Below are 26,700 nucleotides of genomic sequence, written 5' to 3'. Positions count from 1 at the left end.
TGGCGATGTCTTCGATGCCCCGTCAGGCCCGGAGCTCGACATAGTCCGCAGCGATCGCCGCGATGCGCGCGTCGAGTTCCGCGGAGATGCAGACCGGCAGCCGGCTCGCCCCGACCTCCGGGATGGCGCGGTACAGGGCGCGCTTGACCATCGCCGGCGGGAAGCCCAGCGCGTACAGCTCCTTGCGCAGCGCGCCGAACCGGGTCTGGTGCGCGTCGGCCGCGGCGGCGTCGCCGGCCACGAAGGCGGCATGGATGCCGTTGAGCGTGACCGGGGCGATGTTGCCGAGGCCGGAGATGCAGCCGGCGGCACCGTTGCGCAGCCCGTGCAGCACCAGCGAATCCGGCCCGACCAGCACGTCGAAATCGTCACGCTCGCGCGCGATGGCCAGGAAGGCGTCCAGGCTCTCCTGCGAGCCGGCGCTGTCCTTGATGCCGATGATGTTCGGATGGTCGGCCAGGATGCGCGCGGTCTGCGGCTCCAGCGTGTTCCCGGTGCGCGCCGGGATGTTGTAGAGGTAGAGCGGCACGGTCAGCGCATCGGCGACGCGCCGGTAATGGGCGGTCAGCTCCGCCTGCGAGCAGGCGATGAAGGAGGGGGTGATGGCGGACACCGCCTTGACCCCCAGCCCCTGGATCGCCTTGCCCAGCAGGATGGTCTGGCGGGTGGAGATCTCGCCGATATGGGCAAGGACCGGCACGCGGCCGTCCGCCGCCTCGACGCAGGCCTCGGCGACCGCCAGCTTCTCCTCGAAGGACAGGGCGTAGAACTCGCCGTTGGTGCCCGCGCAGAACACGCCGTTGCCGGCGCCCGCCTGCCGCTTCACCTGCCGTCGCAGCGCTGCGATATCGAGCTGCTCGTCGCCGTCGAAGGGCGTGACGATTGCGACGAAGGGACCGCTGATCTTGGTCATGAGCCTTTGTGCCTTTGCACGGATCGTGAAGAGGGGGATGGAGCCGCGCCGTCAGGCGGCGGCGCGGTACATGCCCAGGATGTCCTCGCGGCTGAGGTCGCGCGGGTTGTTGTCGAGCAGCCGGCGGATGGCGTGCGCCTCCTCGGCCATGCGCGGCAGGTCGGTCTCGGGAACGCCGAACTCCGACAGCCGCATCCTGCAGCCGAGCCGCAGGCACCAGCCGCGGGCGGCGTCGAGCACGGCGGCCGGCTCGGTGGCCGGCGGCAGCCCGAGCGCCTCCAGCACGGCGGCGGTCTTCACCGGCGCGGCCGGCGCGTTGAAGGCCAGGACATGCGGGAAGATCAGCGCGTTGGCGGCCCCGTGGGGGATGTGGTGGCGGGTGCCCAGCGGATAGGCGACGGCATGGCCGGCCGCCGTGTTGACCGGCCCCAGGCAGATGCCGCCGTAGAAGGAGGCCAGCGACAGGCCGGCCCGCGCCTCGCGGTCGTTGCCGTCGGCGATGGCGCGCGGCAGGAAGCGGCCGACCAGCCGGATGCCTTCCAGCGCATAGAGATCGATCAGCGGGTGGGCCTTGCGGTTGGTGTAGGCCTCCACGCAATGGGCCAGCGCATCGACGCCGGTGGCGGCGGTGACGGCGGGCGGCACGCTCAGCGTCAGGTCGGGATCGACCACCGCGAGGTCGGCCAGCATGTGGACGCTCTGCACCGCCAGCTTGCTCATGGTCGCCGGATCGGTGACCAGCGCCCGGGTGCCGACCTCGCTGCCGGTGCCGGCGGTGGTCGGCACCTGGACCAGGACGGCGCGCTTGTCCGCGACCTTCTCCGGCCCCACCACCTCATGGATGGTCTGGCCGCTGCCGGGCAGGACGGCGGCCAGCTTGGCGAGATCCATGGCGCTGCCGCCGCCGAAGCCGATCACCGCCTGCGGCTCCACCCGTCCGGCGACGGCGAGCAGCGCCTCCAGGTTGGGGACGTCGGGTTCCGGCTTGATGTCGGCGAAGACGGTGACGGCGCCCTCCAGGCCGAGGAGGTCCACCCGCGCGGCGTTGAAGGCGTCGGCGACCACCAGGACGCGGGTCAGGCCGCGCCCGCGCAGCCAGCGGCCGGTCTCCGGCGCCGCCCCGGCGCCGAAGACGACGCGGGGCGGGCGCAGCAGCTCGATGGGGGTCGTCAGGTCGATCGGTGTCATGTCGGCTCCTCAGGCCGCCGCGCGGACGCGGGCGGCGGCAAGCTTTTCGGCGTAATCGATGGCCTCGATCAGGCTCAGTTCGTTGGCGATGCCCTTGCCGGCGATGTCGAAGGCGGTGCCGTGGTCGACCGAGGTGCGGATGATCGGCAGGCCGAGCGTGATGTTGACCCCGCTCAGCGCGTCCCAGGTGCCGGTCTCGGGATTGACGTTGAAGCCCAGCAGCTTGACCGGGATGTGTCCCTGGTCGTGGTACATGGCGACCACCGCGTCGTACTGGCCGGCGCGCAGCTTCACGAAGACGGTGTCGCCCGGCACCGGCCCGACCACGTCCAGCCCGTCGGCGACGCAGGCCGCGACCACCGGTCCGGTCACCTCGATGTCCTGGCGGCCGAACAGCCCGCCTTCGCCGGCATGGGGGTTCAAGGCGGCCACCGCGATGCGGCGGCGCGGCAGGCCCAGCCCGGACAGCGTCTCGTCGGTGCGGTCGATGACGTAGCGCAGCCGCTCCGGCGTCAGCTTCTTCGGCACGTCCTCCAGCGCGATGTGGGTGGTGACGTGGCTGACCCGCATGTTGCCGTGCGCCAGCATCATCACCGAGCCGCGGGCGCCGGTCAGCGCGGCCAGCAGGTCGGTGTGGCCGGCGTAATGATAGCCGGCCTTGTTCATCGCCTCCTTGTTCAGGGGCGCGGTGACGATGCCCTGGATGCGGCCGGCCTCCGCCAGCCGGACCGCGCGCTCCACCGCCAGATAGGCGAAGCGGCCGCCGTCGACCGACAGGACGCCGGGGTGGATCGGTTCCCCCTCCGGCCCGGCCTGCAGGCAGGCGAGCGCCGGCCATTCGCCTCCGACGTCGGCCAGCTCGGGGATGTCGAGGTCGGCGCCGAGCGCATCGCGCGCCGCATGGAGGGCAGGGTTGCTGCCGATGACCAGCAGGCGCAGCGAACCGTCGGCCAGCCGGTCCTTCAGACGCGCGCAGGCCTTCACGATGATCTCCGGCCCGACGCCGGCCGGGTCGCCCATGGTGATGGCCAGATGCGGTGTCATGCTTGGTCTCCCTGATGAGGCGGCGCGCCCAGGGCGAGCAGCCGGCACAGCAGCGCCGGGTCGCCGAACGCGCCCGATTTGGAAATGACGCGGACGCCGTCGAACCGTCCGCCGCGCAAGATCGAGCAGGGCACCCCCGGCCAGATGTGGCCGTCCAGATCCAGCCGGTCGGCCTCCAGCGCCAGGCAGAGGCCGCGCAGGGTCTCGCCGCCCGCCGCCAGCAGCGTGCCGGGCGGATCGAGCTGCCGGACCAGACGGCCGAACTCCCGCTCGATGCGCCGGGCGGCCTCGGCATGGGACAGCCCGTCCGGCAGGGCGAGGGTGGCGAGGGCCAGCCCGCGCCGCTCCAGCCGCCGCGCCAGGGCCGCCGCGCTGGCCGCCGTGCCGTCGGGCAGCGCCAGCACATCCCAGGCGCAGGAGTCGAGCTGGGCCCGCATCGCGGGATGGTTGGTTCCGAACAGCCCGAGGATCGGGCGCGGCAGCAGGACCGGCGCCGGATCGCCCGGCGAGCGGCCCCGGCGGGGGGTGCCGGCCTGCCGGGCCAGGGCGCCGGCCAATCCGCTGCTGCCGCACCACAGCACCGGAGCGCCCAAGGCGAGGCCGGCGGCGGCGATGGCGTCGAGATCGGCCTCCGTCTCGGCATCCCACAGGCTGACGCCCGCCGGCACCGCGGCGCCGGGGGTGCAAAGCCAGACGCGCAGCCCCTCCGCCTCCAGGTCGGCGCGCAGGTCGCCGGCCGCCGCCGTCCAGCCGCGGCCATCCTCCCTCAGGGCGAGTTGCAGGCCGCCGCGCGTGATGCGGCCCTGATAGGGGAAGGCCGGCGCGACGATGCAGTGGACGGGCGCCAGGGCCGCCGTCCAGGCGGCGATCTCCGCCCCGGCATGGCCGCGCAGCAGGCTGTCGAGCTTGGCGTAATGGAGCGTGCGGGACTCGCGCGGAAAGGCCGCGGCAAGGCCCGCCACCCGGCGGCGCGCCTCCTCCCGCGACAGCTCGCGCGTGCCGCTGTCGAGCGCGATGCCGGCCGGCGGGACCGGCTGCGACGGGGCGCGCCAGTGGACGGGGATCGGGCTGCCGACGGCGGCGAACTGCGCCGCGGTGTCGAGCGCGCCGGTCAGGTCGTCGGCGATCAGGCACAGGCGGCGGGAGCCCGGCGCGCCGGCCGGATCAGGGGCGGGACCCCGGGCCGGACCCTGATCCGGCATCTCGGACCGGCAGCCGGCGCTTGCTGCCGGACCGGCCTGCGGAACCATGCTGTCCATGGGCGCTCCCCCATCTCTTGGCGGCGTCCCGGCGCTTCGGCCGCAAGGACCGAAGCCGGGGCATCGCCTCCGCCCCCGAAGATGGCCCACCTCATCATAGCGCTGCGGAGATGTCAATATGTTGTAATCTTGTGCAGCGCGGAATCGCGCGCTTTTGGGATTATCCGGGCATTACATGTTTACATGCCAGGGAGACTGCACCCCGGGACCCAGGCCAGTTGCCGGGATGGCCGGGCGCGGGCCGCCGGGGGGCGGCGCGAGGGAGCCGTGGACCGGGAGGCTACAGGGACAGGTCGAGGGCGCGCCCTTCGAACACGCGGTCGCGCGAGCCTTCCAGGTGCCGGCGCATCCGGCTGCTGGCCGACTCGGCGTCACGGTCGCGGATGGCTTCGAAGATGCCGCGGTGCTCGTCGAACACCCCCGACAGGCCGGAGGTCGGCCCCATCAGCGACACGCCGTGGAACTTCATCCCGACGGAGATGTGATCCTTCAGCGCCTGCATCGAGGACAGGTAATAGTGGTTGTTCGTCGCCTCGGCGATGGCGATGTGGAAGGCGAAGTCGGCGTCCTCGCGGTGCCGGTGGGCGCGGGTGGCGTCGCCCATCAGGCTCAGCGCCGCCGCGATGTTGTCCAGCGCCGCGTCGTTCCAGCGCAGGGCGGCGTGATAGGCCTGATCCGGCTCGATGGTCAGGCGGAACTCGTAGCAGCGCTGGATGTCGGCGATCGTCTCCACCGGGGCATAGCCGAGCACCGGACGGCTTTCCTCCACCGCCAGCCGGACGAAGCTGCCGGCCCCCTGGCGGGAATAGATCAGCCCCTCGGCGCGCAGGCGCTTCAACGCCTCGCGCACCACCGGGCGGGAGACCTGGAAGCGGGTGGCGAGGTCGTTCTCGCCCGGCAGCCGCTCGTTGGGCTGGAAGTCGCCGGCGCTGATCTGGGCCAGCAGCTGCTGGTAGACCCGCTGGACGAGCGGAGACTGGCGCCCGCGGAGGAGAGCCGCCTCTTCGCGGTCGTCGACGGCTGCTGCATGCCCGCCGACCGCGTTCATTGCCCCTGCTCCCATCGTGCTACTCCCACCCGCTGGTCATCGGCGTCAAGCCATCGCATATTTGTAAACATGTAAGTGACAGGTTGCCAGCTTTTCCGGACCGGCCGGCCCGACAATCTCATCCCTGACGGACGGGGCGGACGGCCGCCGACGCCCTTCCCGGGGAGCACACGGCTAGGACGCTTCCCTGCTGCGGTGTAGCATGTCGGCCGGGACGCCGACGCGAGGAGACCGTGATGGCCGATGATGCCGCCCCCAAGCCGTCCGCCGGAAGCGACCGGAGCGGAGCGGACGGGCCGCCGCCCTCCCGCCGGGGCCGCGGGCCGCTCAACTTCTCCGACCTGACGGAGCGGGAGTTGCTGGCGCTCGCCATCTCGCTGGAGGAGGAGGACGAGCGCATCTATGACGAGTTCGCCACGGCGCTGCGCGAGAGCTACCCGGACACCGCCCGGATGTTCAGCGCCATGTCGGCCGAGGAGAGCGGCCACCGCCACCGGCTGATCGAGCTGTACCGCAAGCGCTTCGGCGAGCATATCCCGCTGATCCGCCGCCACGACGTCAAGGGCTTCATCCAACGCAAGCCGATCTGGCTGACGCAGCCGCTGGGGCTGGAGAAGGTGCGGGCGCAGGCCGAGCTGATGGAGGCGGAGACCAAGCGCTTCTACACCCGGGCCGCCCAGCGCTCCACCGACGCGGCGGTGCGCCAGCTGCTGGGCGACCTCGCGGCGGAGGAGCGGCGGCACGAGGCGACGGCCGAGCGGCTGGAAGCCAAATACGTGACCCCGCAGGTGGCCAGGAGCGAGGGCGAGGCCGAGCGCCGGCTGTTCGTCCTGCAGTTCATCCAGCCCGGACTGGCCGGGCTGATGGACGGCTCCGTCTCCACCCTGGCACCGCTGTTCGCCGCCGCCTTCGCCACCCGCGACTCGTGGGAGACCTTCCTGGTGGGCCTCGCCGCCGCGCTCGGCGCCGGCATCAGCATGGGATTCGCCGAGGCGCTGTCCGACGACGGGTCGCTGACCGGGCGGGGAAGCCCCTGGCTGCGCGGTTCCGTCTGCGGCCTGATGACCGCGGTCGGCGGGCTGGGCCACGCCCTGCCCTACCTGATCTCCGACTTCTGGACGGCGACGGCCATCGCCGCGGCGGTGGTGCTGGTCGAGCTGGGCGTCATCGCCTGGATCCGCAACCGCTACATGGACACGCCCCTGCTGGCCGCCGCCTTCCAGGTGGTGGTCGGCGGCCTGCTGGTGTTCGCCACGGGGATCCTGATCGGCAGTTCGTAAGGCGCCGCCACGCCCGGCCTCACGTCCCCTGGCCCGCCTCCCCCTGGAAGCTGCCGCCGCCGAGCGACTTGTAGAGGACCACGCGGTTGGACAGGCGGGACAGCTCCAGGCTGATCTGATCCTGCTGCGCACCGTAGAGGGACCGCTGGGCGTCCAGCACGTTGAGGAAGCTGTCGATGCCCCGGTCGTAGCGCGCCTGGGCGAGGTCGTAGCTGCGCTGGGTCGCCGCCACCATCGCCGACTGGGCCTGGAGCTGCCTGCCGAGCGTCCCGCGGGCGGCCAGCGCGTCGGCCACATCGCGGAAGGCGGACTGGATGGCCTTCTCGTACTGCGCCACGGCGATGTCCCGGCCGGCGACGGCGGAATCCAGGCTGGCCTCGTTGCGGCCGCCGTCGAAGATCGGCAGCGAGATGGAGGGCATGAAGCTCCAGGCCGCCGAACCGCCGGCGAACAGCTTGCCGAGTTCGCTGCTGGCGGTGCCGGCGCTGCCGGTGAGCGTGATGGTCGGGTAGAAGGCCGCCCGCGCGGCGCCGATGTTGGCGTTGGCCGCCTTCAACTGGTGCTCCGCCTGACGGATGTCGGGCCGCTTCAGCAGGATCGAGGAGGACAGCCCGACCGGCACGTCGGCCAGGATGCCGTCGTCGAGGGTCAGGCCGGCGACGGCGCTCCCGTCCACCGGGGCGCCGACCAGCAGGCCGAGCGCGTTCCAGTCCTGCGCCACCTGCCGGACATAGCGTTCGCGGCTGGCACGGGCCGATTCGAAGGCGGCCTGCGCCTGGGCGAGGTCGAGCTCGGTGCCGACCCCGCGGTCGAGGCTGCGCCGCACGAGATCGAGCGACTGCTGACGGGTGGCGAGCGTCCGGTCGGTCAGCGCCAGCAGCCGCTGGTCGGCCAGCAGGGTCAGGACGGCGTCGGCGACCTCGGCGACCAGCGCGATCTGCGTGCTGGCGCGCGCCTCCTCCGTGGCGAAATACTGCTCCAGCGCCTGCTGCTCCAGGCTGTGGACCCGGCCGAACAGGTCGATCTCGAAGGAGGGCAGGCTGGCCTGGACGCTGTACTGGCTGCCGGTGGTGGTGGCGGCGGAGCGGACGCCGGCGGGCGAGCGCTGGCGCGTCACGGAGCCGCCGGCATCGAGCGAGGGAAGCTGGTCCGCCTGCCGGACGCGGTATTGCGCCCGCGCCGTCTCGATGTTCAGCGCCGCGACGCGCAGGTCGCGGTTGTTGGCGAGCGCCTGGTCGATCAGGCGACGGAGCTGGGGGGCGCGGAAGAAGTCCCGGCCCAGCGCCGCCGCGGTCTCCGCCTCCGTCACGGTCGCGGAAACGGGGACGGCGGAGACGGGCGACGCGGCGGCCGGCGAGGCGCCGCCGTAGGCGGGGCCGGTCGGCCAGCTCGCCGGCACGGGCGAGGTCACCTGCGGCTGTTCGGGGATCAGCGAGCAGCCCGACAGCAGCGCGGCCAGCAATCCGGCCGCGGCGATGGTCTTGGTCATGGAGAAGCTCCGGAGTGGGGAACGGCCCGATCCGGCGCGGGGGCTGCCGGACCGGGCCGCACGGATCAGTCGGCGGCGGCGGGGGGTGCCGCCTCGGGGTGACCGATCCGTTTCGGGCTGAACAGGCGGTAGACGGCGACGAAGAAGACCGGGACGAAGACGATCGCCAGCACGGTGGCCGAGATCATGCCGCCCATCACGCCGACGCCGATGGCGTTCTGGCTTTCCGAGCCGGCGCCGCTGCTGATCGCCAGCGGCAGCACGCCGAGGATGAAGGCGAGCGAGGTCATGATGATCGGGCGCAGCCGCTGGCGGCAGGCCTCGATCGCCGCCTCCTTCAGGTCCATCCCCTCGTCGTAGAGCGCCTTGGCGAACTCGACGATCAGGATGGCGTTCTTCGCCGACAGGCCGATGGTGGTCAGCAGGCCGACCTGGAAGTAGACGTCGCTCGGCAGGCTGCGCAGCGTGGCGGCGACGACCGCGCCGATGACGCCCAGCGGCACCACCAGGATGACCGACACCGGCACCGACCAGCTTTCATAGAGGGCGGCGAGGCAGAGGAAGACGAAGATCATCGACAGGGCGTAGAGCGCCGGCGCCTGCGAGCCGCTGAGCCGCTCCTCGTAGGACAGGCCGGTCCATTCGTAGCCGATGCCGGGCGGCAGCTTCGCCATGATCGCCTCCATCTCCGCCATCGCCTCGCCCGAGCTGACGCCCGGCGCCGCCGCACCCTGGATGTTGACGGAGGAGATGCCGTTGTAGCGCTCCAGCTTCGGCGAGCCGTAGGTCCAGTGCGCCATGGAGAAGGCGGAGAAGGGCACCATCTGGCCGCTGCCGTTGCGGACGTACCAGCGGTCGATGTCGGACGGCTGCATGCGGTAGGGCGCGTCGGCCTGCAGGTAGACCTTCTTGACGCGGCCCTGGTCGATGAAGTCGTTGACGTAGGACGAGCCCCAGGCGGCCGACAGGGTGGTGTTGATGTCGGCGAGCGACAGGCCGAGCGCGCTCGCCTTCTCGCGGTCGACCTCCAGCCGGAACTGCGGCGTGTCCTCCAACCCGTTGGGGCGGACGCCGACCAGCTTCGGGTTCTGCGCCGCCATGCCGAGGAGCTGGTTGCGCGCCTGCATCAGCCGCTCGTGCCCCAGCCCGCCGCGGTCGACGAGCTGCAGGTCGAAGCCGGTCGCGTTGCCGAGGCCGGGCACCGACGGCGGCATGAAGGCGAAGACCACGGCGTCCTTCAGCCGCGACAGCGCACCCATCGCCCGGCGGGCGATGGCGGCCGGCTTCTGCGCCGCGCCCGGCCGCTCGCTCCAGTCCTTCAGGCGGACGAAGGCCATGCCGGCATTCTGGCCGCGGCCGGCGAAGTTGAAGCCGACGATGGAGAACAGCCCTTCGACGCTGTCCTTCTCGTTCTCCAGGAAATGGGCGGTGACCGCCTTCGCCGTCTCGGAGGTGCGCTCGATGCTGGCGTTGGGCGGCCCGGACCACAGGACGAAGAGCTGACCGCGGTCCTCTTCCGGCAGGAAGGAGGAGGGCATCTGCAGGAACAGGTAGCCGAGCCCGCCGAGGATCAGCAGATAGGCGATGCCGAAGCGGCCGAGGCGGGAGACGGACCCGCGCACGCCGCGCAGGTAGAGGCGGCTGCCGCCGTCGAAGCCGCGGTTGAACGGGCCGAAGACGCCGCGCTGCGCATGGCCGTGGCCCTTCTCGACGGGCTTCAGGATGGTGGCGCACAGCGCCGGCGTCAGCACCAGGGCGACCAGTACCGACAGCGCCATGGCCGACACGATGGTCAGCGAGAACTGCCGGTAGATGGCGCCGGCCGAACCGCCGAAGAAGGCCATCGGCACGAACACCGCCGACAGCACCAGGGCGATGCCGACGAGCGCGCCGGTGATCTGCCCCATCGACTTGCGGGTCGCCTCGCGCGGGGGCAGCCCGTCCTCGCTCATCACGCGCTCGACATTCTCGACCACCACGATGGCGTCGTCGACCAGCAGGCCGATCGCCAGCACCATGCCGAACATGGTCAGCACGTTGACCGAGAAGCCGAAGGCGGAGAGCACCCCGAAGGTGCCGAGCAGCACGACCGGCACCGCGATCGTCGGGATCAGCGTCGCCCGGAAATTCTGCAGGAAGACGTACATCACGACGAAGACCAGCACGATGGCCTCCATCAGGGTCTTCACCACCTCGTGGATCGAGACCTCGACGAAGGGCGTGCTGTCGTAGGGGTAGATGACCTCCAGCCCGGCCGGGAAGAAGCCCGACAGGTCGGCGATGCGCGCCTTGACGGCGGCGGCGGTGTTCAGCGCGTTGGCGCCGGTCGCCAGCTTGATGCCGAGGCCGGCCGCCGGCTGGCCGTTGTAGCGGGCCGCGATCTCGTAGGTTTCCGAGCCGATCTCGATGCGCGCCACGTCGCGCAGCCGCACCTGCGAACCGTCCGGGTTGACGCGCAGCAGGATGGCGCCGAACTGCTCGGGCGTCTGCAGGCGGGTCTGGGCGGTGATGGTGGCGTTGATCTGCTGACCCGGCACGGCGGGCGCGCCGCCGAGCTGGCCGGCGGAGACCTGCGCGTTCTCCGTCTTGATGGCGTTGGTGACGTCGATGGTCGTCAGCCTGTGGCTGTTCAGCGCGTCGGGGTCGAGCCAGATGCGCATCGCATGCTGCGGCCCGAACACCGTGACGTCGCCCACGCCCTCGACGCGGCTGATGGTGTCCTGCAGGTTGGAGGAGACGTAGTCGGCGATGTCGCCCTGGCTGAGCCGCCCGTCGGTCGAGACGAAGCCCGCCACCATCAGGAAGTCGTTGGAGGCCTTGGACACCTGCAGGCCGCGCTGCTGCACCTCCTGCGGAAGCAGGGGAGTGGCGAGCTGCAGCTTGTTCTGCACCTGGACCTGGGCGATGTCGGGGTTGGCCTCCGGCTCGAAGGTCAGGGTGATGGTGACGTTGCCGGAGGAATCGCTGCTGGAGGACATGTAGCGGAAATGGTCGAGCCCGGTCATCTTCTGCTCGATGACCTGGGTGACCGTATCCTCCAGCGTCTTGGCCGAGGCACCCGGATAGCTGGCGGAGATGGACACCGTCGGCGGCGCGATCTTCGGGTACTGCTCGACGGGGAGGCCGCGGATCGCCAGCGCACCGGCCATCATGATGACGATGGCGATGACCCAGGCGAAGACCGGCCGGTCGATGAAGAATTTTGACATTGGTCGGGTTCCCGGATCAGCGCGCAGGCTGGGCGGCGGCAGGCTGGGCGGCGGGGAGGGCCGCGACGGCGGCCTGCGCCGGCACCGGCTTCACCGTGGCGCCCTGGCGGACCTTCTGCAGCCCCTCCACCACGATGCGTTCGCCGGGCTTGAGCCCGTCGGCGACCAGCCAGGCGTTGGCGACGGCGCGGTCGGTGCGGATCGGACGCATCGTCACCTTGTTCTCGCCGTCGACCACCCAGACGCGGGCGGCGCCGTCGGGACCGCGCGAGACGGCCGCCTGCGGCACGGCGATGGCATTCTCCGCCACGCCCTGCTCCACCTTGGCGCGGACGAACAGGCCGGGCAGCAGGTCGAGCTTCGGGTTGGGGAACACCGCGCGGAGCTGCACCGAGCTGGTGCCCGGATCGACCGTGACGTCGGAGAACTGCAGCTCGCCGCGCTGGGCGTAGGGGGCCTCCGCCGCGTTGAGGAAAAGGGTGACCGGAATCTTGCCGGGCTCCGCCGGGCGGATGCGGCCGCTCGCCATGTCGTCGCGAAGCTGCATGAGCTGCGAGGCGGTCTGCGTCACGTCGACGTAGATCGGGTCGAGCTGCTGGATGGTCGCCAGCGCCGTCGCCTGGTTGGCGGTGACCAGCGCCCCTTCCGTCACGCTGGACTTGCCGATGCGGCCGGAGATCGGCGCGAACACCCGCGTGTAGTCCAGGTTGATGCGCGCGAGGTTGTAGGCCGCCCTGGCGGCGGCGAGCTGCGCCTCGTTCTGCTTCAGCGAGGCCATGACGTCGTCATAGTCCTGCTTGCTGACCACGCTGGACTTCACGAGGTCGGAATAGCGCGAGGCCTTGTTGCGGGCGGCCTGCAGGTTGGCCTCCGCCTTCTGGATGTCGGCCTGGGCGCTGGCCAGCGACGCCTCGTAGGTGGCGGGGTCGATCTGGTAGAGCTGGTCGCCCGCCTTGACGTCGCTGCCCTCCTGGAACATGCGCTTCAGGACGATGCCGCTGACCTGCGGGCGGATCTCCGCCACGCGGTAGGCGGCGGTGCGGCCGGGCAGCTCCACCGTCACCGGCAGGCGCTGCGGCTCGATGGTGATGACGCCGACTTCCGCGGGGCCGGCCTTCGGCGGTTCGGACGTCCGGGCCTTCTGGTCGCACGCGGCGAGCGCCACGGCGAGCGAGGCCGCGACGGCCAGGGAAAAGACTGGGTTCGCTCTCGACATCTGTTTCCTCATCAGGACGCCGCGACGCGGCGTTGGTCATCCCGCGCGGCCATGGCGGGACCGGATCGGCAACCCCCGAACATCCCCGTTGCCTCGTACTGTTCCATACAGTACACTGTACTAAACGATACAGTCTATGCGGGACATCCGCAAGGGGGATCCGACATGGCCGAGTCAGAGCTTGAGGGGGCGGAACCGCAGGAGACGGGCCGGCACGAGCCGGGGGCGCAGCCGCGCGGCCGCCTGCGCTGCCGGGCCCTGCTGGACGCCGCCGCCGACCTGTTCGTCGAGAAGGGCTATGCCGCGACCTCGCTGACCGAGATCCTGGAACGGGCGGGCGGCTCGCGCGCCACGCTCTACAAGCATTTCGGCGACAAGGAGGGGCTGTTCCGCACGATGATGGAGGAGCACTGCGCCCAGATCCTGGAGACGATGGTGGTCCGCAGGGAGTCGGACGGCACGGACAGGCCGGAGGAGCGGCTGTTCCAGCTCGGCATGCAGATCTCCGACACGCTGGTCTCGCAGCAGACCATCGCCATCCTGCGCACGCTGGTCTCCGAAGGCGCCCGGATCCCGGACATCGTGGAGTCCTTCTTCCGCATCGGGCCGCAGCAGACCAACGGCCGCATCACCGACTATTTCCTGGAGCTGGCGGAGGCCGGGCTGATCGCCGTCGACTCGCCGCAGAGCGCCGCCCAGGCCTTCACCGGCATGATCGCCGGCAACCTGCTGATGCGCCGCCTGATCCTTCCGGAGGAAGCGATCCCCCGTGCCGACACCGAGGCCTATGTCCGCTCGGCCGTCCACCTGTTCCTGCAGGGCGCCGCGCCGCAGAGCGGCTGACGGCCCCGCCTTCCCGATCCCCCCGCCACCTGACGGAGACCGTCCCCGTGACCCCCAAGGACATCGTCGTTTTCATCGAAGAGGAAGAGGGGCTGGTCAACCGGCTCTCCTACGCCACGGCGCTGGCCGAGCGGTGGCAGGCCCACCTGACCGCCACCTTCGTCGCCGGGCGGCTCGACCTCCACCATGCCAGCGGCTTCGCCCGCGGCGCCGGGGTGGGCGCCATGCTGCGCAAGCATCAGGCGAGCGTGCGCGATGCCGAGACATGGGCGAAGACGGTGTTCGAGACCCTCACCCAGCGCGCCGGCATCCCGGCGGAATGGCGGGTGTCGGAGAACGAGGACGGCGAGGCGCTGATGCTGCACGCCCGCCATGCCTGTCTCGCCATCGTCGGGCCGCCCGACCGCCCGAAGGAGCTGCGCCGGCTGCTGAGCCTGTCGGAGGACGTGATCTTCGCCTCCGGCCGGCCGTCGCTGCTGCTGCCGCGGGACTGGCCGTCGGACCGCATCGGGCGGCGGATCGTCGTGGGCTGGAACGGCAGCCGGGAAGCCGCCAACGCCATCGGAAACGCCCTGCCCTTCCTGGTGGCGGCCGAGGCCGTCCATCTGGTCGTCGTGCCCGCGGCGACGCTGCAGGCGAGCCTGGGCGCGGAGCCGGGGGCCGACATGACCCGCCATCTCGTCCGCAACGGGGTGGAGGTGGTGCTGGAGCAGTGTCCGGGAACCGACGCCGGCGCCGTGCTGCTGGACCGCGCCCGCGCGCTCGACGCCGACATGCTGGTGATGGGGGCCTACGGCCGCTCCAAGATCAGCGAGTTCGTGTTCGGCGGCGCCACCCGCACCGTCCTGGCGAACGCCGGGCTTCCCATCCTGTTGTCCCGATAGGGGGCGCCGCCTGCGTCGCATCGACGCCCTACCCCCGCAAGGGAAACTGGATTAGCTTGCGCGCCGGATCGCAGGGGGGTGGGACGCATGACCAGCAGCAGCCCGAAGGCGCCGGCCAGCATCGGCCCGCGCGGCATGGCGCGCCGGCGGGCGATCCTGGAGGCGGCGGAGCATCTGTTCATCGAGAAGGGGTTCGAGCAGACGACGCTGAGCGACATCATCGGCCGGGCCGGCGGGTCGCGCGCCACGCTGTACGAGCATTTCGGCGACAAGGCCGGGCTGTTCCGCGCGATGATGGAGGAGAACAGCGCCGACATCCTGGCCGGTCTGGCAGACGCGAGGGCCGACGACCTCGCCTCCCCCGAGGTGGAGCTGACGAAGTTCGCCCTGCGCTTCGTCCAGGCCCTGCTGAACGACCAGACCACCGCCATCCTGCGCATCCTGGTGTCGGAGGGCAGCCGCATCCCCGACATCGCCGAATCCTTCTTCCGCATCGGCCCGGAGACGGCATTGACGCGGCTGGCCGATTACCTGCGCCGGCTGTCGGAGGCGGGCGCCCTGCGGATCGACAACCCGCAGGTCGCCGCCCGCGCCTTCCTCGGCATGGTCAGCGGCAACATCCTGATGCGCCGCCTGATCCTGCCCGAACGGTCCCTGCCGGTCGACGAGATCGACTGCTATGTCCGGCAGGCGGTGACGCTGTTCCTGCGCGGGGCGGGGCGGAGGTAGCGCCCGTCCGGCGTGACGACCTCCTAGCGCGGCAGCTTGACGATGTTGAACCAGTAGCTCTCCAGCCCGGCGACGACGTTGAAGAAGTCCTGCAGGTCCATCGGCTTGGTCACGAAGCTGTTGGCGCCCAGGCGATAGATGGCCTCCACGTCGCAGTCCGCGTCCGAGGTCGTCAGCACCACCACCGGGATGCGCCGCAGCGCCTCGTCCTGCTTCACCGCCTTCAGCACGCCGCGGCCGTCCAGCCGCGGCATGTTGAGGTCGAGCAGGATGAGGTCGGGCCGCGGGACATCGGCGAAGCGCGGCGGCTCGCGCCGCAGATAAGCCAGCGCCTCCTCGCCGTCCTGGACATGGCGCACGTCGCACAGGATGCGCCCCTCGCGGATCGCCCGCTTGGCAAGGGCGGCGTCGGCCGGATCGTCCTCGACCAGCAGGATGCGGAAGGGGCGGTGTCGTCGCTGGTCACGATGCATGCTCCGGGGTGACGGTTCGGGAGCCGGCGGGGGCCGGCAGGCGGATGAGGAAGCTGCTGCCCTGCCCCGCTTCGGACCGGACGGTGAGGCCGCCGCCCAGCCGCTCGGCCATCTTGCGCGCGATGGGCAGCCCCATGCCGGTACCGGGATGCTCGTCCCGGCCATGCAGCCGGCGGAAGACCTGGAAGATCTGCTCGTGATAGCAGGGATCGATGCCGATTCCGTTGTCGCGCACCTCGATGACCGCCTCGTCGCCGATGCGGCATGCCCCGACATGGATGTCGGGCGCGCGGTCGGGATGGCGGTATTCCAGCGCGTTGGCGATCAGCGCGACGAAGATCTCGCGCAGCCGCCGCTCGTCGGCGAACACGGCGGGCAGCGGGTCGCGGGTGATGCGCCCCTCCGCCCGCACCACCTGCGGCCCCAGCGCCAGAAGCGCCGCGTCCAGCGCCCGGCCGGCCTCCACCGGCCCCTCGGGCAGCGGGATGGCATTCTCCGCGATGAAGATCTGCACGTCGCGCAGCAGCGCCTTCAGCCGCTTCGCCCCCTCCACCACCCGGTCCAGCAGGACGGCGCGCTCCTCGTCGAGGACCGGCCCGATCTCGCGCTGCAGGAGCTGGGCGTAGCTGCCCATCGTGCGCACCGGCTCCTGCAGGTCGTGGGCGGCGGCGAAGGCGAACTGTTCCAGCTCCCGCCGGGCGAGCGCCAGCTCCTCCGCCTTGCGGTCGGCGTCGCGGCGGGCCTGCTCCAGCTCGCGCGTGCGCTCCTCCACCAGCCGGGCGAGCGCGCCGCGCCCTTCGGCCACCAGGACCACGACGAGGACCAGCAGCCCGCCGATCCCGACGAAGAGGGCGAGCACCGGGCCGTGGGCGGCACGGACGCGGGCCGCCGCCTCCCACCCCTCGGCGGGCGCCAGCGCCAGCTCCCAGTCGCCGTCGGGGACGCGGATGCGCTCGACGATCGGGGCCATCTCCAGCACCGCCTCCCGCCCGGCGAAGGGATGGCCGCCGACCCGGCGAAGGGCGAAGACGACCTGCGGCCCCATCCCGGACAGGTTGGCCTCCTCCAGGATGGGGGCGAGGTCGAAGACGGCGCCGACCGCCCCCCAGGGCGTACCGTCGCGGAAGACCACGGCGCGGGCGATCAGCCCCTGCCCGCCCTGGATCAGCTCGACCGGCCCATGGGTCGCCACCTCGCGCGTCGCCATCGCCCGGCGGACGGTGTCGGGAAAGCCCGGCCGCGGATCGGCCAGCAGGTTGTTGCCCAGCACCTTCTCATTGCCGGCGACGGGATTGACGAGGCGGATGACGAAGCCGGGAGCGGCCGAGATGTTGCGGATGCCGGGGACCGAGGCACGCAGCGCGTCGGCATAGGCGGCGAAGTTCTCCGCCAGCTCGTCGCTGAGGCTGTCCGGCGCGCCGGCCTTGTGCGCCTCCACCGTGACGAAGGCGGCGAGCCCGCGCACCAGGGCGAGGCGCTTGTTGAGCGCGCTGCCCAGGCTGCCGGCATAGGGGGTGGCGGTGGTTGCGACGGCGGCGCGCAGCTCCGCCAGCGCCCAGCGCATGCGGATGGCATCCACCCAGCCCCACACGGCCCACAGCGAGAGCAGCAGCACCGCGACCAGTGCCAGCGTCACCCGGTGGCGGCAGCGCGGACCGGCGCGCCGCCGCGCGGAAAGCCGCAGACCGGACAGCAGATCCCAGGCCAGCGTCATTCCGCCCCGCCCTCCCAGCGCGGCAGGACGACGAAGAAGCGGCTGCCCAGCCCGGGGTCCGACTCCACGCCGATGGTGCCGCCGTGATGCCCGACGATCTTCTTGCAGACGGCGAGGCCGACGCCGGTGCCATCATAGTCCTGGCGGCTGTGCAAGCGCTGGAAGATCCCGAAGATGCGGTCGAAATGCTCGGCCTCGATGCCGATTCCGTTGTCGCGGATCGTGAAGCGCCAGCCCTGCTCCACCGGCCCGCAGGTGACCGCGACCTCCGGCCGGCGGTCGGCCGGGCAGTATTTGACCGCGTTGCCGATCAGATTCTGGAACAGCCGGATCAGCTCGTTGTCGTCGCCCCAGAGGACCGGCAGATCCTGCGCCACCGTGACCCGTGCCTGCGTCTCGGCGATGGCGACCTCCAGATTGTCGAGCGCCGCCGCCAGGATGCCGCCGGCCGGATGGGCGGCGAAGGGCCGTGTCTTGCGGCCGACGCGGCTGTATTCCAGCAGATCGACGATCAGCCGGTCCATCCGCTGGGCGCCGGACCGGGCGAAGTCCATGTATTGCCGCGTCTCGTCGTCCAGCCTGCCGTCCAGGTCCTTCTGCAGCAGCGACAGGTAGCTGTTGATGGTGCGCAGCGGCTGGCGAAGGTCGTGCGAGGCGACATAGGCGAAGGCCTCCAGCTCCGCGTTCGAGCGCTCCAGCTCCGCCGTCTTGTCGCGCAGCGCCGCCTCCGCCGCCAGCCGGCCGGTGACGTCGTGGACGAGGGAGAAGAGAAGTTCCCGCCCGTTCACCCGGATCGGGCTGCTGTAGACCTCGACGTCGCGGATCTCGCCCGATGCCAGACGGTGCCGGAAGCGGAAGAACTTCCGCTCCTCCGTCGCCGCCGCCGCCATCTCGTGCCGCACCTCCTCCAGCGAAAGGATGTTGAGGTCGGTGATCCGCAGGCTGCGCAGCCGCTCCAGCGGGTAGCCGTAGAACTCCGCGGCGCTGCCGTTGGCGTCGACGATCGTCCCGTCGCTCGGGTCGATCAGCAGCTTGACCGCCGCGTTGGAGACGAAGATGCGCTCGAACAGCTCCTGCCGCTCGCGCAGGGCCTGCTGCGCCTTCTTGTGCTCGGTCACGTCGATCATCGCGCCGACGATGCCGGCCGGCGTGCCGGCGGCATCGAAGAAGACCGCCTTGGAAAACTCGATGTCGCGCACCGTCCCGTCGGCGCCGCGGGCGCGGCCCTCGTAGAGCTGGGTGTGGGGCGAGGCGAGCAGCACCTGGTCGGCCACCTCGTAGGTGGCGGCGAGGTCGGACGGCGCGATGTCGCGGGCGGTGCGGCCGCGCAGCTCGCCGCGGCGAAGGCCCAGCCAGCGCTCGAACGCCGCGTTGGCGTCGAGATAGCGGCCCTGGGCGTCCTTCACGAAGATGGGGATCGGCACCGTGTCGATCAGGACGCGCTGGAACTCCATGCTGGCCTTCAGCGCCTCGTCGGCGGAGCGGCGGACGCTGACGTCCTCCACCACCCAGACGATGCCGAGCGCCGGATCCGCGGCCGAGACGCGCTGGCCTATGATGCGCGCCCAGAAGACGCTGCCGTCGCCGCGCCGCAGGGGAAGCTCCTCGACCGCCACCTCGCCGCGGTGGATGACCGGGTAGACGCGCCGGCCGACCTCGTCGAAGTCCTGGTCGCTGTCGTAGAAGATCCGGGTGCGGGATCCTTCCAGCTCGCGGATGCCGCGCAGGAAGATCTCCGCCATCTTGGGGTTGACGATCTGGATGCGGCGCTGCGGATCGACGATGGCGACGCCGAGCGGGACGCTCTGCAGGATCGCGGTGGTGCGCGCCGCCGCCGCGGCCAGCGCCTCCTCCGTCCGCTTGAGGCGGGTGATGTCGGTGTGGGTTCCCACCACCCGCAGGGGGGATCCGTCCTCGGCCCGGTCGACCGCCACCCCGCGGTCGAGGATCCAGCGGAAGCGGCCGTCCTTGCACAGCATGCGATGCTCGCTGATGTAGAACGGGGTCCCGCCGGAGAAGTGGCGGTCCAGCTCGCGGTGCACCGCCTGCACGTCCTCGGGATGGACGCGGCTCTCCCACTCCGCCAGGCGGTTGCCGATCTCCCGCTCGCCGTAGCCGAGCATGCGCTTCCAGCCGCGGGAGTAGAAGACCTCGCCCGTCGCGGCGTTCCAGTCCCAGACCCCGTCGCCCACCGCCTCCAGCGCCAGGCGCCAGCGCTCCTCGGTCTCGGCGAGAAGGGCCTGCGCCTCCTCGATCCGGCGATGGTGGCGGAGCTGCTGGCGCAGCAGCCAGGCGATCAGCAGGACCACCGCCACGCCGAGGCCGCCGAGGCCCCAGACCGCCTGCTCGATCCGCGCCCGCCGCGCCTCGTAGGGGGCCAGCGCCTCCTCCAGCCCCAGCCCGACGAAAACGATCAGCGGATAGTCCTTCAGCCGGCGGTAGGCGGTGATGCGCGCCTGCCCGTCGATCGGGCTCTGCACCTGGAACACGCCGGCCGCCGGCTGGGCGGCATCGAAGAACGGCTGGTCGGGATAGAGATGGCCGATCGGATCGACGGGTGCCGGGGTGGCGGCGGCGCGGGCGCGGATCACCCGGTCGGCGCCGACCAGCATCAGGGCGCCCTGCACGCCGAGGTCCGCCGTGCCGTAGAAGCGGGCGAGGCTGGCGGGGTGCACCGACAGGACCATCACGCCGCCGAACCCGCCGTCCGCCGCGGGGATGCGCCGGGTGAACTGGACGACCTGCCGGCCGCTGAACCGGCCGATCATCGGCCTGCTGATGAAGAGCTCGTCGCCGTCGGAATCGCGGTGGACCCGGAAATGCTCGCGGTCGCTGAGATCTATGGGGTCGTGCGGGACGGTCAGGCCGGAGAACCGCATCATGCCCCGGGCATCCACCGCGCCGATCTGGAAGTCGAGGTCGGCATAGAGCGAGCGCTGCAGCGACGCCGCCTTGTCGAGGAAGGCATCGGGATGGCTGGTGTACTCGTCGCGCAGATGGACCAGCGCCTGGTCGATGCGGCGCACCGTCTGGCGGATGTTCTCCTCGAAGCCGCGGGCGAGGTTGGCGGCGTCGGCCTCCTTGGCGCGCAGGACCTCCGACCGTTCCCGGTCCAGGCCGGCGAGGGTCAGCCAGACGGCCGCGGCGATCAGCAGCCCGCCGAGCAGGACGACCAGCGCCGGCAGCAGCCGGACCGTCTGCCGCCGAAGTCCCGCCGCGCGGGCGGCGACCCGGTCCGGACGGGGCGAGATCCCGTCCTCCTGTCCGGTCTTCATGTCGGTTGCGGCACTCATGGTTGCGTTCCGATGGGCGGCGGTCCGGCGGCCTGTCCTGGAGTCGCGGGCGGGGGGATCAGAGCGGGAAGGCGTCCGCGGTTTCCGGGAAGCCGGCCGACAGCGACGACGTGGCCGAGGGCATCATCAGCTCCTCGTCCTCCGACGACACGACGACGCGGTTGCGTCCACGATGCTTGGCGTCGTAGAGCGCACGGTCGGCCCGGCCCAGCGCCCGGTCGATGGAGACGTCCTCCAGCCGGCAGGCGGCGACGCCGATGCTGACGGTCAGCCGCAGGAAGGTCCCGTCCGTCTGCACCTCCATGGCGGCGAGGTGCTGGCGCAGCCGGTCGGCCACCTCGACCGCCCGGCCGAGCCCGGTTTCCGGCAGGGCGATGGCGAACTCCTCCCCGCCCAGCCGGCCGAGATGGTCGGTGTCGCGCAGCTCTAACCGGCACAGCTCCGCCACGCGGCACAGCGCCTCGTCCCCGGCGGCATGGCCATAGCCGTCGTTGATCGACTTGAAATGGTCGATGTCCAGCATCAGCACCGAAACCGGCCGGCCGTAGCGGCGCAGCCGCGCCAGCTCGCCCTCCGCCAGCTCCAGGAAGCGGCGGCGGTTCCACAGCCCGGTCAGCGGGTCGGTGGTCGCCATGCGGCGCAGCTCGGCCTCCACCCGCTTGCGTTCGGAGATGTCGCGGACCACCGCGGTGTAGAGCATGCCCTGCGGATGGTGCAGCTTGGCGATGGAGATCTCCGCCGGGAACTCCCGGCCGTCGAAGGTCAGCCCCATCACCTCGTTGCGGTCGGCCATGGCGCGCGTGGAGACCGGTGCTACGGCGAAGTCGCCGATGGCCCGGTCGTGGCCGCGGCGGAACCGCTCGGGGATCAGCAGGGACAGCGGGCGGCCGACGATCTCCTCCGACCGGTAGCCGAACAGCCGCTCGGCGGCGGGGTTGAACAGGGTGATGGTGAGGTTGCCGTCGGTGGTCAGGATGGCGTCCTGCGCCAGTTCGATGATGCCGGCCAGCCGCTCCTCCGACAGGCGCAGCTCCTCCTCCAGCCGCTTGCGGGCGATGGCATGCTGCACCGCGCGCCACATCAGCGGCCCGTCGGCCTGTCCCTTCACCAGATAGTCCTGCGTCCCGGCGGCCAGCGCCTGCAGGGCGAACTCCTCGTCGTCGAGGCCGGTCAGCACCACCAGAGGCAGCGAGGGCACGTCCCCCCGCATGCGCCGCACCGTCTCGAAGCCGAAGCTGTCGGGCAGCGAGAGGTCCAGCAGCACGACGTCGCAGGCGTTGCGGCGCAGCCAGGCGCGCGCCTCCTGCAGCGAGGTGGCGCGGGTCAGGGTGAAGCGGCGGCCATAGGGGCGCAGCGCCCGGATGACCAGCCCGGCATCGGCATCGTCATCCTCCACCAGCAGGATGGCCGTGGGTTCATTCGACAGGTGAACCATCGTCATCGTCGTCCCCCCTTCTCAACGCGGCAGGCGGACCACACGGAACCAGTATTCCTCGACGCTGCGGATGGCGTCGAAGAAGGCGTCCATGTCCATGGGCTTGGTGATGAAGCTGTTGGCGCCCAGCAGATAGCTGGCGTTGACGTCGCGGTCGACGTCGGAGGTCGTCAGGATCACCACCGGAATGGTCTTGAGATCGCCGTCGCCCTTCATCGCCTCCAGCACGCCGCGCCCGTCGAGCCGCGGCATGTTGAGGTCGAGCAGGACGAGGTCGGGCCGCGGCACCCCGGCGAATTCCCCCTCGCGCCGCAGGAAGGCCAGCGCCTCCACCCCGTCGCGGACATGGTGCACGCGGCACAGGATGCGGCCGTCCTTCAGCGCCCGCTTGGCAAGCCCGGCATCGGCCGGATCATCCTCCACCAGCAGGATCTCGAAGGGCAGGGCGTCGTCGTCTTTCGCGGGTCGCATCATGCGGGGGGCCTCAGGCACGGCTCAGGGATCGGCTGCCGGACAGGTGGAGGGAGAAGGCGCTGCCCGCTCCCGGCGTGGACTCGACCGTGATGCGGCCGCCCATGCGCTCCGCCATCTTGCGGGCGATGGCGAGGCCCATGCCGGTGCCGGGATGCGCCTCGCGGGAATGCAGGCGGCGGAACACCTCGAAGATCTGCTCGCGGTACTGCGGCTCGATCCCGATGCCGTTGTCCCGCACCTCGATCACGTCGCGGCCGTCGACGCGGCGATGCACGACGGAGATTTCCGCCGCCCGGTCGGGATGGCGGTATTCCAGCGCGTTGCCGATCAGGACCACCAGAATCTCGCGCAGGCGGCGCTCATCGGCCAGCAGGACCGGCAGGTCTCCGGCGGTGACCGCGGCGCCGGCATCGCGCACCCGCCGGTCGAGGATGGTCAGCGCCGCCTGCAGCGCGTCTTCCACCGGCACCGGCCGGATGGCGAGCGGCACCCGGTCTTCCGCCAGGAAGAGCTGGACGTCGCGCAGCAGCATCTTCAGCCGGCCGGCGCCGTCGACGATCTGGCGGATGAACTCCGCCCCCTCCTCGTCCACCCGGTCGCGGAAATGGCGGTCGAGGAGCTGGGTGTAGCTGGCGATGGCGCGCAGCGGCTCCTGCAGGTCGTGCGCCGTGACGTAGGCGAAGCGCTCCAGCTGCCGGTTGGCGGCGTCGAGCTCGGCCGTGCGCCGCTCCACCAGCCGCTCCAGCGTCAGGCGGCGGCTCAGCATCAGGTAGGCCAGCATCTCGGTCAGCACGGCCAGCAGCAGGAAGACGCCGAGGAAGGCGGCATAGCCGGGCTCCGCCCGCGCCGCCCCCGGCCAGCCGGCGCGCGGGGCGACCGCCAGCTCCCACATGCCGTCGGGCAGCGCCACCCGCTCGATGATCGGCGACAGGCGCAGCACCCCGGTATCGCCGGCCAGCGTCACCCCGTTGTCGGAGCGCAGCACATAGCCGAGGTCGGGCGGCAGGGTCCCCAGCCGCAGCTCGTCCAGCACCGGCTTCACGTCGAACACCATGCCGACCGCCCCCCAGGGACGATCCTTGCCGAACACGATCTGGCGGGCGATCACCCCCTGGCCGCCCTGGATCAGGTCGACCGGCCCGTGCACCGTGACGTCGCCGGTGACCAGCGCCCGCTGCACCGTCTCGGCGAAGCCCGGACGCGGGTCGGACAGCAGCGCATTGCCCAGCACGCGCTGGTTCCCCTCCAGCGGATGGACGTGGCGGACGACGAAATCGGGAGCGATCGAGATGTTGCGCACGCCGGGAACGGAGCGGCGGAGCGCCGTGGCGAAATGGGCGAAGCGGTCCTCCAGCGTCCCGCCCGAGACCTCCGCATCGACGAAGGCGGTGAGGCCCCGCACCAGCGCCAGCCTCTCGTTCAGGGCGCTGGACAGGGTGCTGGAGATGCTGACGGCGGTCATGGCGGCGGCGGCGCGCCGTTCCGCGATCAGGAAGCGGGTGTAGACGTCGGCGGTCCAGACGAAGGCGGCGGCCAGCAGGGCGGTCGCGGCGAGCTGGCCGGCGACGAGCAGGCCGTACCGGCGCAACGGCCCCCGCAACCGGTTCGGCAGCGGGATCATGGCCGCCCCCCGTCCCCCGCCGGAAGGCTGAAGAAGAAGGCGCTGCCTTCGCCGGGAACCGACTCCAGCCAGATGCGCCCGCCGTGATGCTCGACGATCTTCTTGCAGATGGCGAGCCCGACGCCTGTCCCCTCATACTCGTCGCGGCGGTGCAGGCGCTGGAAGATGCCGAAGACGCGGTCGCGGTGTTCCGGCGCGATGCCGATGCCGTTGTCGCGCACGCCCAGCCGCCAGCCGCCGCCGTCGGCGGCGCAGGTGACCTCCACCACCGGCGCCCGGTCGGGAAGCCGGTACTTCACGGCGTTGCCGATCAGGTTCTGCAGCAGCCGGACCAGCTCCACCTCGTCGCCGGAGACGGTGGGGAGATCGTCCTGCACCTGCACCCGCGCCCCGCATTCCTCGACGGCGACCTGCAGGTTCAGCAGCGCCGTCTCCACCACCTGGCCGAGCGGGACCGGGCGGAAGGCGCGGGTCCGCCGGCCGACGCGGCTGTATTCCAGCAGGTCGACGATCAGCCGGTCCATCCGCTGCGCCCCGTCGCGGGCGAAGCCGATGAACTCCCCCGTCTCCTCGTCCAGCTTGCCGGCGAGCGACCGCTCCAGCAGGGTGAGGTAGCTGTTGATCACCCGCAGCGGCTGGCGCAGGTCGTGCGAGGCGACATAGGCGAAGGCCTCCAGCTCCTCGTTCGAGCGTTCCAGCTCGGCCGTCTTGCGGCGCAGCGCCTCTTCGGCCCGGCGCCGCTCGGTGATGTCGTGGACCAGCGACAGCAGCAGGGTGCGGCCGTTGACCTGCACCGGGCTGCTGTAGATCTCCACCTCCCGCCGCTCGCCCGAGGCGAGGCGGTGGCCGCAGGTCACGGTGCGGCAGTCCTCGTGCCTCGCCCAGTCGAGGTCCGGCTCGTTCCCCGCATACGCCGGCGCGGCGATGACGGAGAGCGGCATGCCGCGCATCCCCTCCAGCGGATGGCCGTAGAAGTCGGCGGCGGCCGGGTTGACATCCACCAGCACCCCCCCGCCGGATCGACCAGCAGCTTCACCGCGCGGCTGGAGACGAACATCTGCTCGAACAGGGCGTGACGCTCGCGCAGGGCCTGCTCGGCGCGCTTGCGCTCGCTGATGTCGGCCATGGTGCCGACGATGCCCGCCGGCTTGTCGCCGCTGCGGCAGTAGACCGCCTTGGAGACGACGACGTCGCGCTGGCTGCCGTCGGCGCAGCGCACCCGCGTCTCGAAGGTCTGGGTGCCGCCGCCGGCGAGCAGCAGCCGGTCGGCCTCCTCGTCCCGCTGGGCATGCTCCCCGGAGGCGAGGTCGGCGACCGTCTTGCCGAACAGCGACTGGCGGTCGATCCCCAGCCACTGTTCGAAGGCGGCGTTGGCGTTGACGTAATAGCCGGAGACGTCCTGGATGAAGATCGGCACCGGAACCGTGTCGAGCAGGACCCGCTGGAAGGCGACGCTGTCGTTCAGCGTCTGCTCCGCCCGCCGGCGGACCGAGATGTCCTCGACCATCCAGACATAGCCGAGCGAGTCGTCGTCGGGGCAGATGCGGCGACCGGTCAGGCTGCACCAGACCTCGCTGCCGTTGCCGCGGAGCATCGGGAAGCTGTCGCGGAAGACGCCGCCCCGCTGCAGCACGGGATAGGCGCGCCGCCCGACCTCCTCGTAGACGGCGTCGTCGCTGTACATCACGCGCGTTTCGGCCCCCAGCAGCGAGGCCGCCGGCCGCTGGAAGATGTCGGCCATCGCCTGGTTGACGCGGCGGATGCGCCGGTCGCCGTCGATGATGGCGATGCCCATCGGAGCGTTGGCCAGAATGGCGTCGAAGGTCGCCCGGGACTCCTCCACCTCCCACCGGTTGCTCGTCTCCCGCCCCTCCACCAGCAGGACCGGCCGGCCGTCGATCACGGTGGTGGAGCACAGGCAGTCCACCAGGATGTTGCGGTCCGCCGGCGGAAGGCTCCACTGCACCTGCATCTGCACCGCCTCCGCGCGGGCGAGCGCGTCGCGATGGGGCGCCAGGCAGCGCTGAAGGGAAGCGGAGAGGGCATGCGGGAGACTGCTCGCCAGCAGCGACGCGAGGTCCGGAGCGTCCAGCAGCAGGCAGGCGCCGGGATTGGCCCAGAGAAGGCGGCAGGACTGGGGATCGAAAAGCCAGATCGGAGAACGCAGAGCCTTGAGGACCGATAATCCGGCGATCTCCCCCGAGGGATCGTCGAAGGGGGATGGGGACGAAAGGTCGGCGCATTGATGCGCGAATGTCCGGCTGGATGCGCTCACCATACTCTCGTCTTCAGGGCCGGAAAGGACGTTGACCGATTTCCGGCCGGAGTCGAGGCGGCTTGTTCGGCGGCCCGCCCCTCCGATCGGATATGGTCAAAGTTGATAGATCGTCGCTTTCAGTCCATCGGCGAATTGTCACAGGCGACACGATGGCCTGCAAAACGCGCACTCAAGAGATGGTCCGCAATTTTTACACGCTATACCGTTTCAGCGACCAATGGTCCCGCCTCTCTCTTGTCCCGACACACCGGAATGTCATGCCGGGACGGACGGTCGACTGCAACCATGGGCGGTCGCCCGCCGGGGGCGG

At 71.3% G+C, this 26,700-nt stretch carries 20 protein-coding genes; 4 read left to right on the top strand and 16 right to left on the bottom strand.

Annotated features, from left to right (window positions below):
- Positions 1–22 precede the first annotated feature (22 nt).
- The 5 genes from DEW08_RS19525 to DEW08_RS19505 form a co-directional block, all read right to left on the bottom strand.
- On the bottom strand, positions 23–913 hold the full coding sequence (locus DEW08_RS19525) for a dihydrodipicolinate synthase family protein (protein WP_109330407.1): 891 nt from the start codon (positions 911–913) through the stop codon (positions 23–25).
- A gap of 51 nt (positions 914–964) precedes the next feature.
- Entirely contained in the window at positions 965–2,101 is a 1,137-nt protein-coding gene (locus DEW08_RS19520) for an iron-containing alcohol dehydrogenase (protein WP_109330405.1), read from the bottom strand.
- Positions 2,102–2,110: 9 nt separating this feature from the next.
- Entirely contained in the window at positions 2,111–3,145 is a 1,035-nt protein-coding gene (gene pdxA, locus DEW08_RS19515; RefSeq protein ID WP_109330403.1) for a 4-hydroxythreonine-4-phosphate dehydrogenase PdxA, read from the bottom strand.
- Entirely contained in the window at positions 3,142–4,404 is a 1,263-nt protein-coding gene (locus DEW08_RS19510) for a four-carbon acid sugar kinase family protein (protein WP_245986780.1), read from the bottom strand. Before DEW08_RS19510 ends, pdxA begins: the two co-directional genes overlap by 4 nt.
- A 280-nt stretch (positions 4,405–4,684) precedes the next feature.
- On the bottom strand, positions 4,685–5,467 hold the full coding sequence (locus DEW08_RS19505) for a FadR/GntR family transcriptional regulator (protein ID WP_109330401.1): 783 nt from the start codon (positions 5,465–5,467) through the stop codon (positions 4,685–4,687).
- Between the two features lie 221 nt (positions 5,468–5,688).
- Here DEW08_RS19505 and mbfA point away from each other — a divergent pair, with 221 nt between their 5' ends.
- A complete protein-coding gene (gene mbfA, locus DEW08_RS19500; protein WP_109330400.1) occupies positions 5,689–6,732 on the top strand; it encodes an iron exporter MbfA in 1,044 nt (347 codons plus the stop codon).
- A gap of 19 nt (positions 6,733–6,751) precedes the next feature.
- Here mbfA and DEW08_RS19495 read toward each other — a convergent pair whose 3' ends face one another.
- From DEW08_RS19495 to DEW08_RS19485, 3 genes are all read right to left on the bottom strand, one after another.
- On the bottom strand, positions 6,752–8,221 hold the full coding sequence (locus DEW08_RS19495) for an efflux transporter outer membrane subunit (RefSeq protein ID WP_109330398.1): 1,470 nt from the start codon (positions 8,219–8,221) through the stop codon (positions 6,752–6,754).
- 65 nt (positions 8,222–8,286) lie between these two features.
- Positions 8,287–11,430, bottom strand: coding sequence for an efflux RND transporter permease subunit (locus tag DEW08_RS19490; protein ID WP_109330396.1), 3,144 nt, complete (start codon positions 11,428–11,430; stop codon positions 8,287–8,289).
- A gap of 16 nt (positions 11,431–11,446) precedes the next feature.
- Positions 11,447–12,646, bottom strand: coding sequence for an efflux RND transporter periplasmic adaptor subunit (locus DEW08_RS19485; RefSeq protein ID WP_109330394.1), 1,200 nt, complete (start codon positions 12,644–12,646; stop codon positions 11,447–11,449).
- 165 nt (positions 12,647–12,811) lie between these two features.
- On the opposite strand from DEW08_RS19485, the gene DEW08_RS19480 reads away from it, so the two are divergent.
- From DEW08_RS19480 to DEW08_RS19470, 3 genes are all read left to right on the top strand, one after another.
- Positions 12,812–13,489 carry a TetR/AcrR family transcriptional regulator gene (locus DEW08_RS19480; protein WP_109330392.1) on the top strand — a complete coding sequence of 226 codons (678 nt, stop codon included), beginning with the start codon at positions 12,812–12,814 and terminating at the stop codon, positions 13,487–13,489.
- Between the two features lie 47 nt (positions 13,490–13,536).
- Entirely contained in the window at positions 13,537–14,373 is an 837-nt protein-coding gene (locus DEW08_RS19475) for a universal stress protein (protein ID WP_109330390.1), read from the top strand.
- 87 nt (positions 14,374–14,460) lie between these two features.
- On the top strand, positions 14,461–15,102 hold the full coding sequence (locus DEW08_RS19470; RefSeq protein WP_109330388.1) for a TetR/AcrR family transcriptional regulator: 642 nt from the start codon (positions 14,461–14,463) through the stop codon (positions 15,100–15,102).
- 23 nt (positions 15,103–15,125) lie between these two features.
- On the opposite strand, the gene DEW08_RS19465 is transcribed toward DEW08_RS19470, so the two are convergent.
- Genes DEW08_RS19465 through DEW08_RS31560 form a run of 8 tightly spaced genes read right to left on the bottom strand, consistent with a single transcriptional unit; the run spans position 15,126 to position 26,390 of the window.
- Positions 15,126–15,575, bottom strand: coding sequence for a response regulator (locus DEW08_RS19465; protein ID WP_109330386.1), 450 nt, complete (start codon positions 15,573–15,575; stop codon positions 15,126–15,128).
- Entirely contained in the window at positions 15,565–17,289 is a 1,725-nt protein-coding gene (locus tag DEW08_RS19460) for a sensor histidine kinase (RefSeq protein WP_109330384.1), read from the bottom strand. The genes DEW08_RS19465 and DEW08_RS19460 overlap by 11 nt, the downstream gene beginning before the upstream one ends.
- Positions 17,286–20,582 (bottom strand): PAS domain S-box protein, encoded by a 3,297-nt coding sequence (locus tag DEW08_RS19455; protein WP_109330382.1) that lies wholly within the window; start codon positions 20,580–20,582, stop codon positions 17,286–17,288. The genes DEW08_RS19460 and DEW08_RS19455 overlap by 4 nt, the downstream gene beginning before the upstream one ends.
- 58 nt (positions 20,583–20,640) lie before the next feature.
- Positions 20,641–22,023, bottom strand: a complete 1,383-nt coding sequence (locus DEW08_RS19450; protein WP_109330380.1) for a GGDEF domain-containing response regulator — start codon at positions 22,021–22,023, stop codon at positions 20,641–20,643.
- A 15-nt stretch (positions 22,024–22,038) separates the two neighbouring features.
- On the bottom strand, positions 22,039–22,491 hold the full coding sequence (locus tag DEW08_RS19445) for a response regulator (RefSeq protein WP_245986779.1): 453 nt from the start codon (positions 22,489–22,491) through the stop codon (positions 22,039–22,041).
- 10 nt (positions 22,492–22,501) lie between these two features.
- Positions 22,502–24,112, bottom strand: coding sequence for a sensor histidine kinase (locus tag DEW08_RS19440; RefSeq protein WP_109330378.1), 1,611 nt, complete (start codon positions 24,110–24,112; stop codon positions 22,502–22,504).
- Positions 24,109–25,062: a sensor histidine kinase gene (locus tag DEW08_RS19435; protein ID WP_245986792.1), complete on the bottom strand. Its 954-nt coding sequence runs from the start codon at positions 25,060–25,062 to the stop codon at positions 24,109–24,111. Before DEW08_RS19435 ends, DEW08_RS19440 begins: the two co-directional genes overlap by 4 nt.
- Positions 24,966–26,390 (bottom strand): PAS domain-containing protein, encoded by a 1,425-nt coding sequence (locus DEW08_RS31560; RefSeq protein ID WP_109330376.1) that lies wholly within the window; start codon positions 26,388–26,390, stop codon positions 24,966–24,968. The genes DEW08_RS19435 and DEW08_RS31560 overlap by 97 nt, the downstream gene beginning before the upstream one ends.
- Positions 26,391–26,700 lie beyond the last annotated feature (310 nt).

The sequence above is a fragment of the Azospirillum thermophilum genome (assembly GCF_003130795.1).
Lineage (GTDB): Bacteria > Pseudomonadota > Alphaproteobacteria > Azospirillales > Azospirillaceae > Azospirillum > Azospirillum thermophilum.
This window is presented reverse-complemented; position numbering and strand designations above follow the sequence as displayed.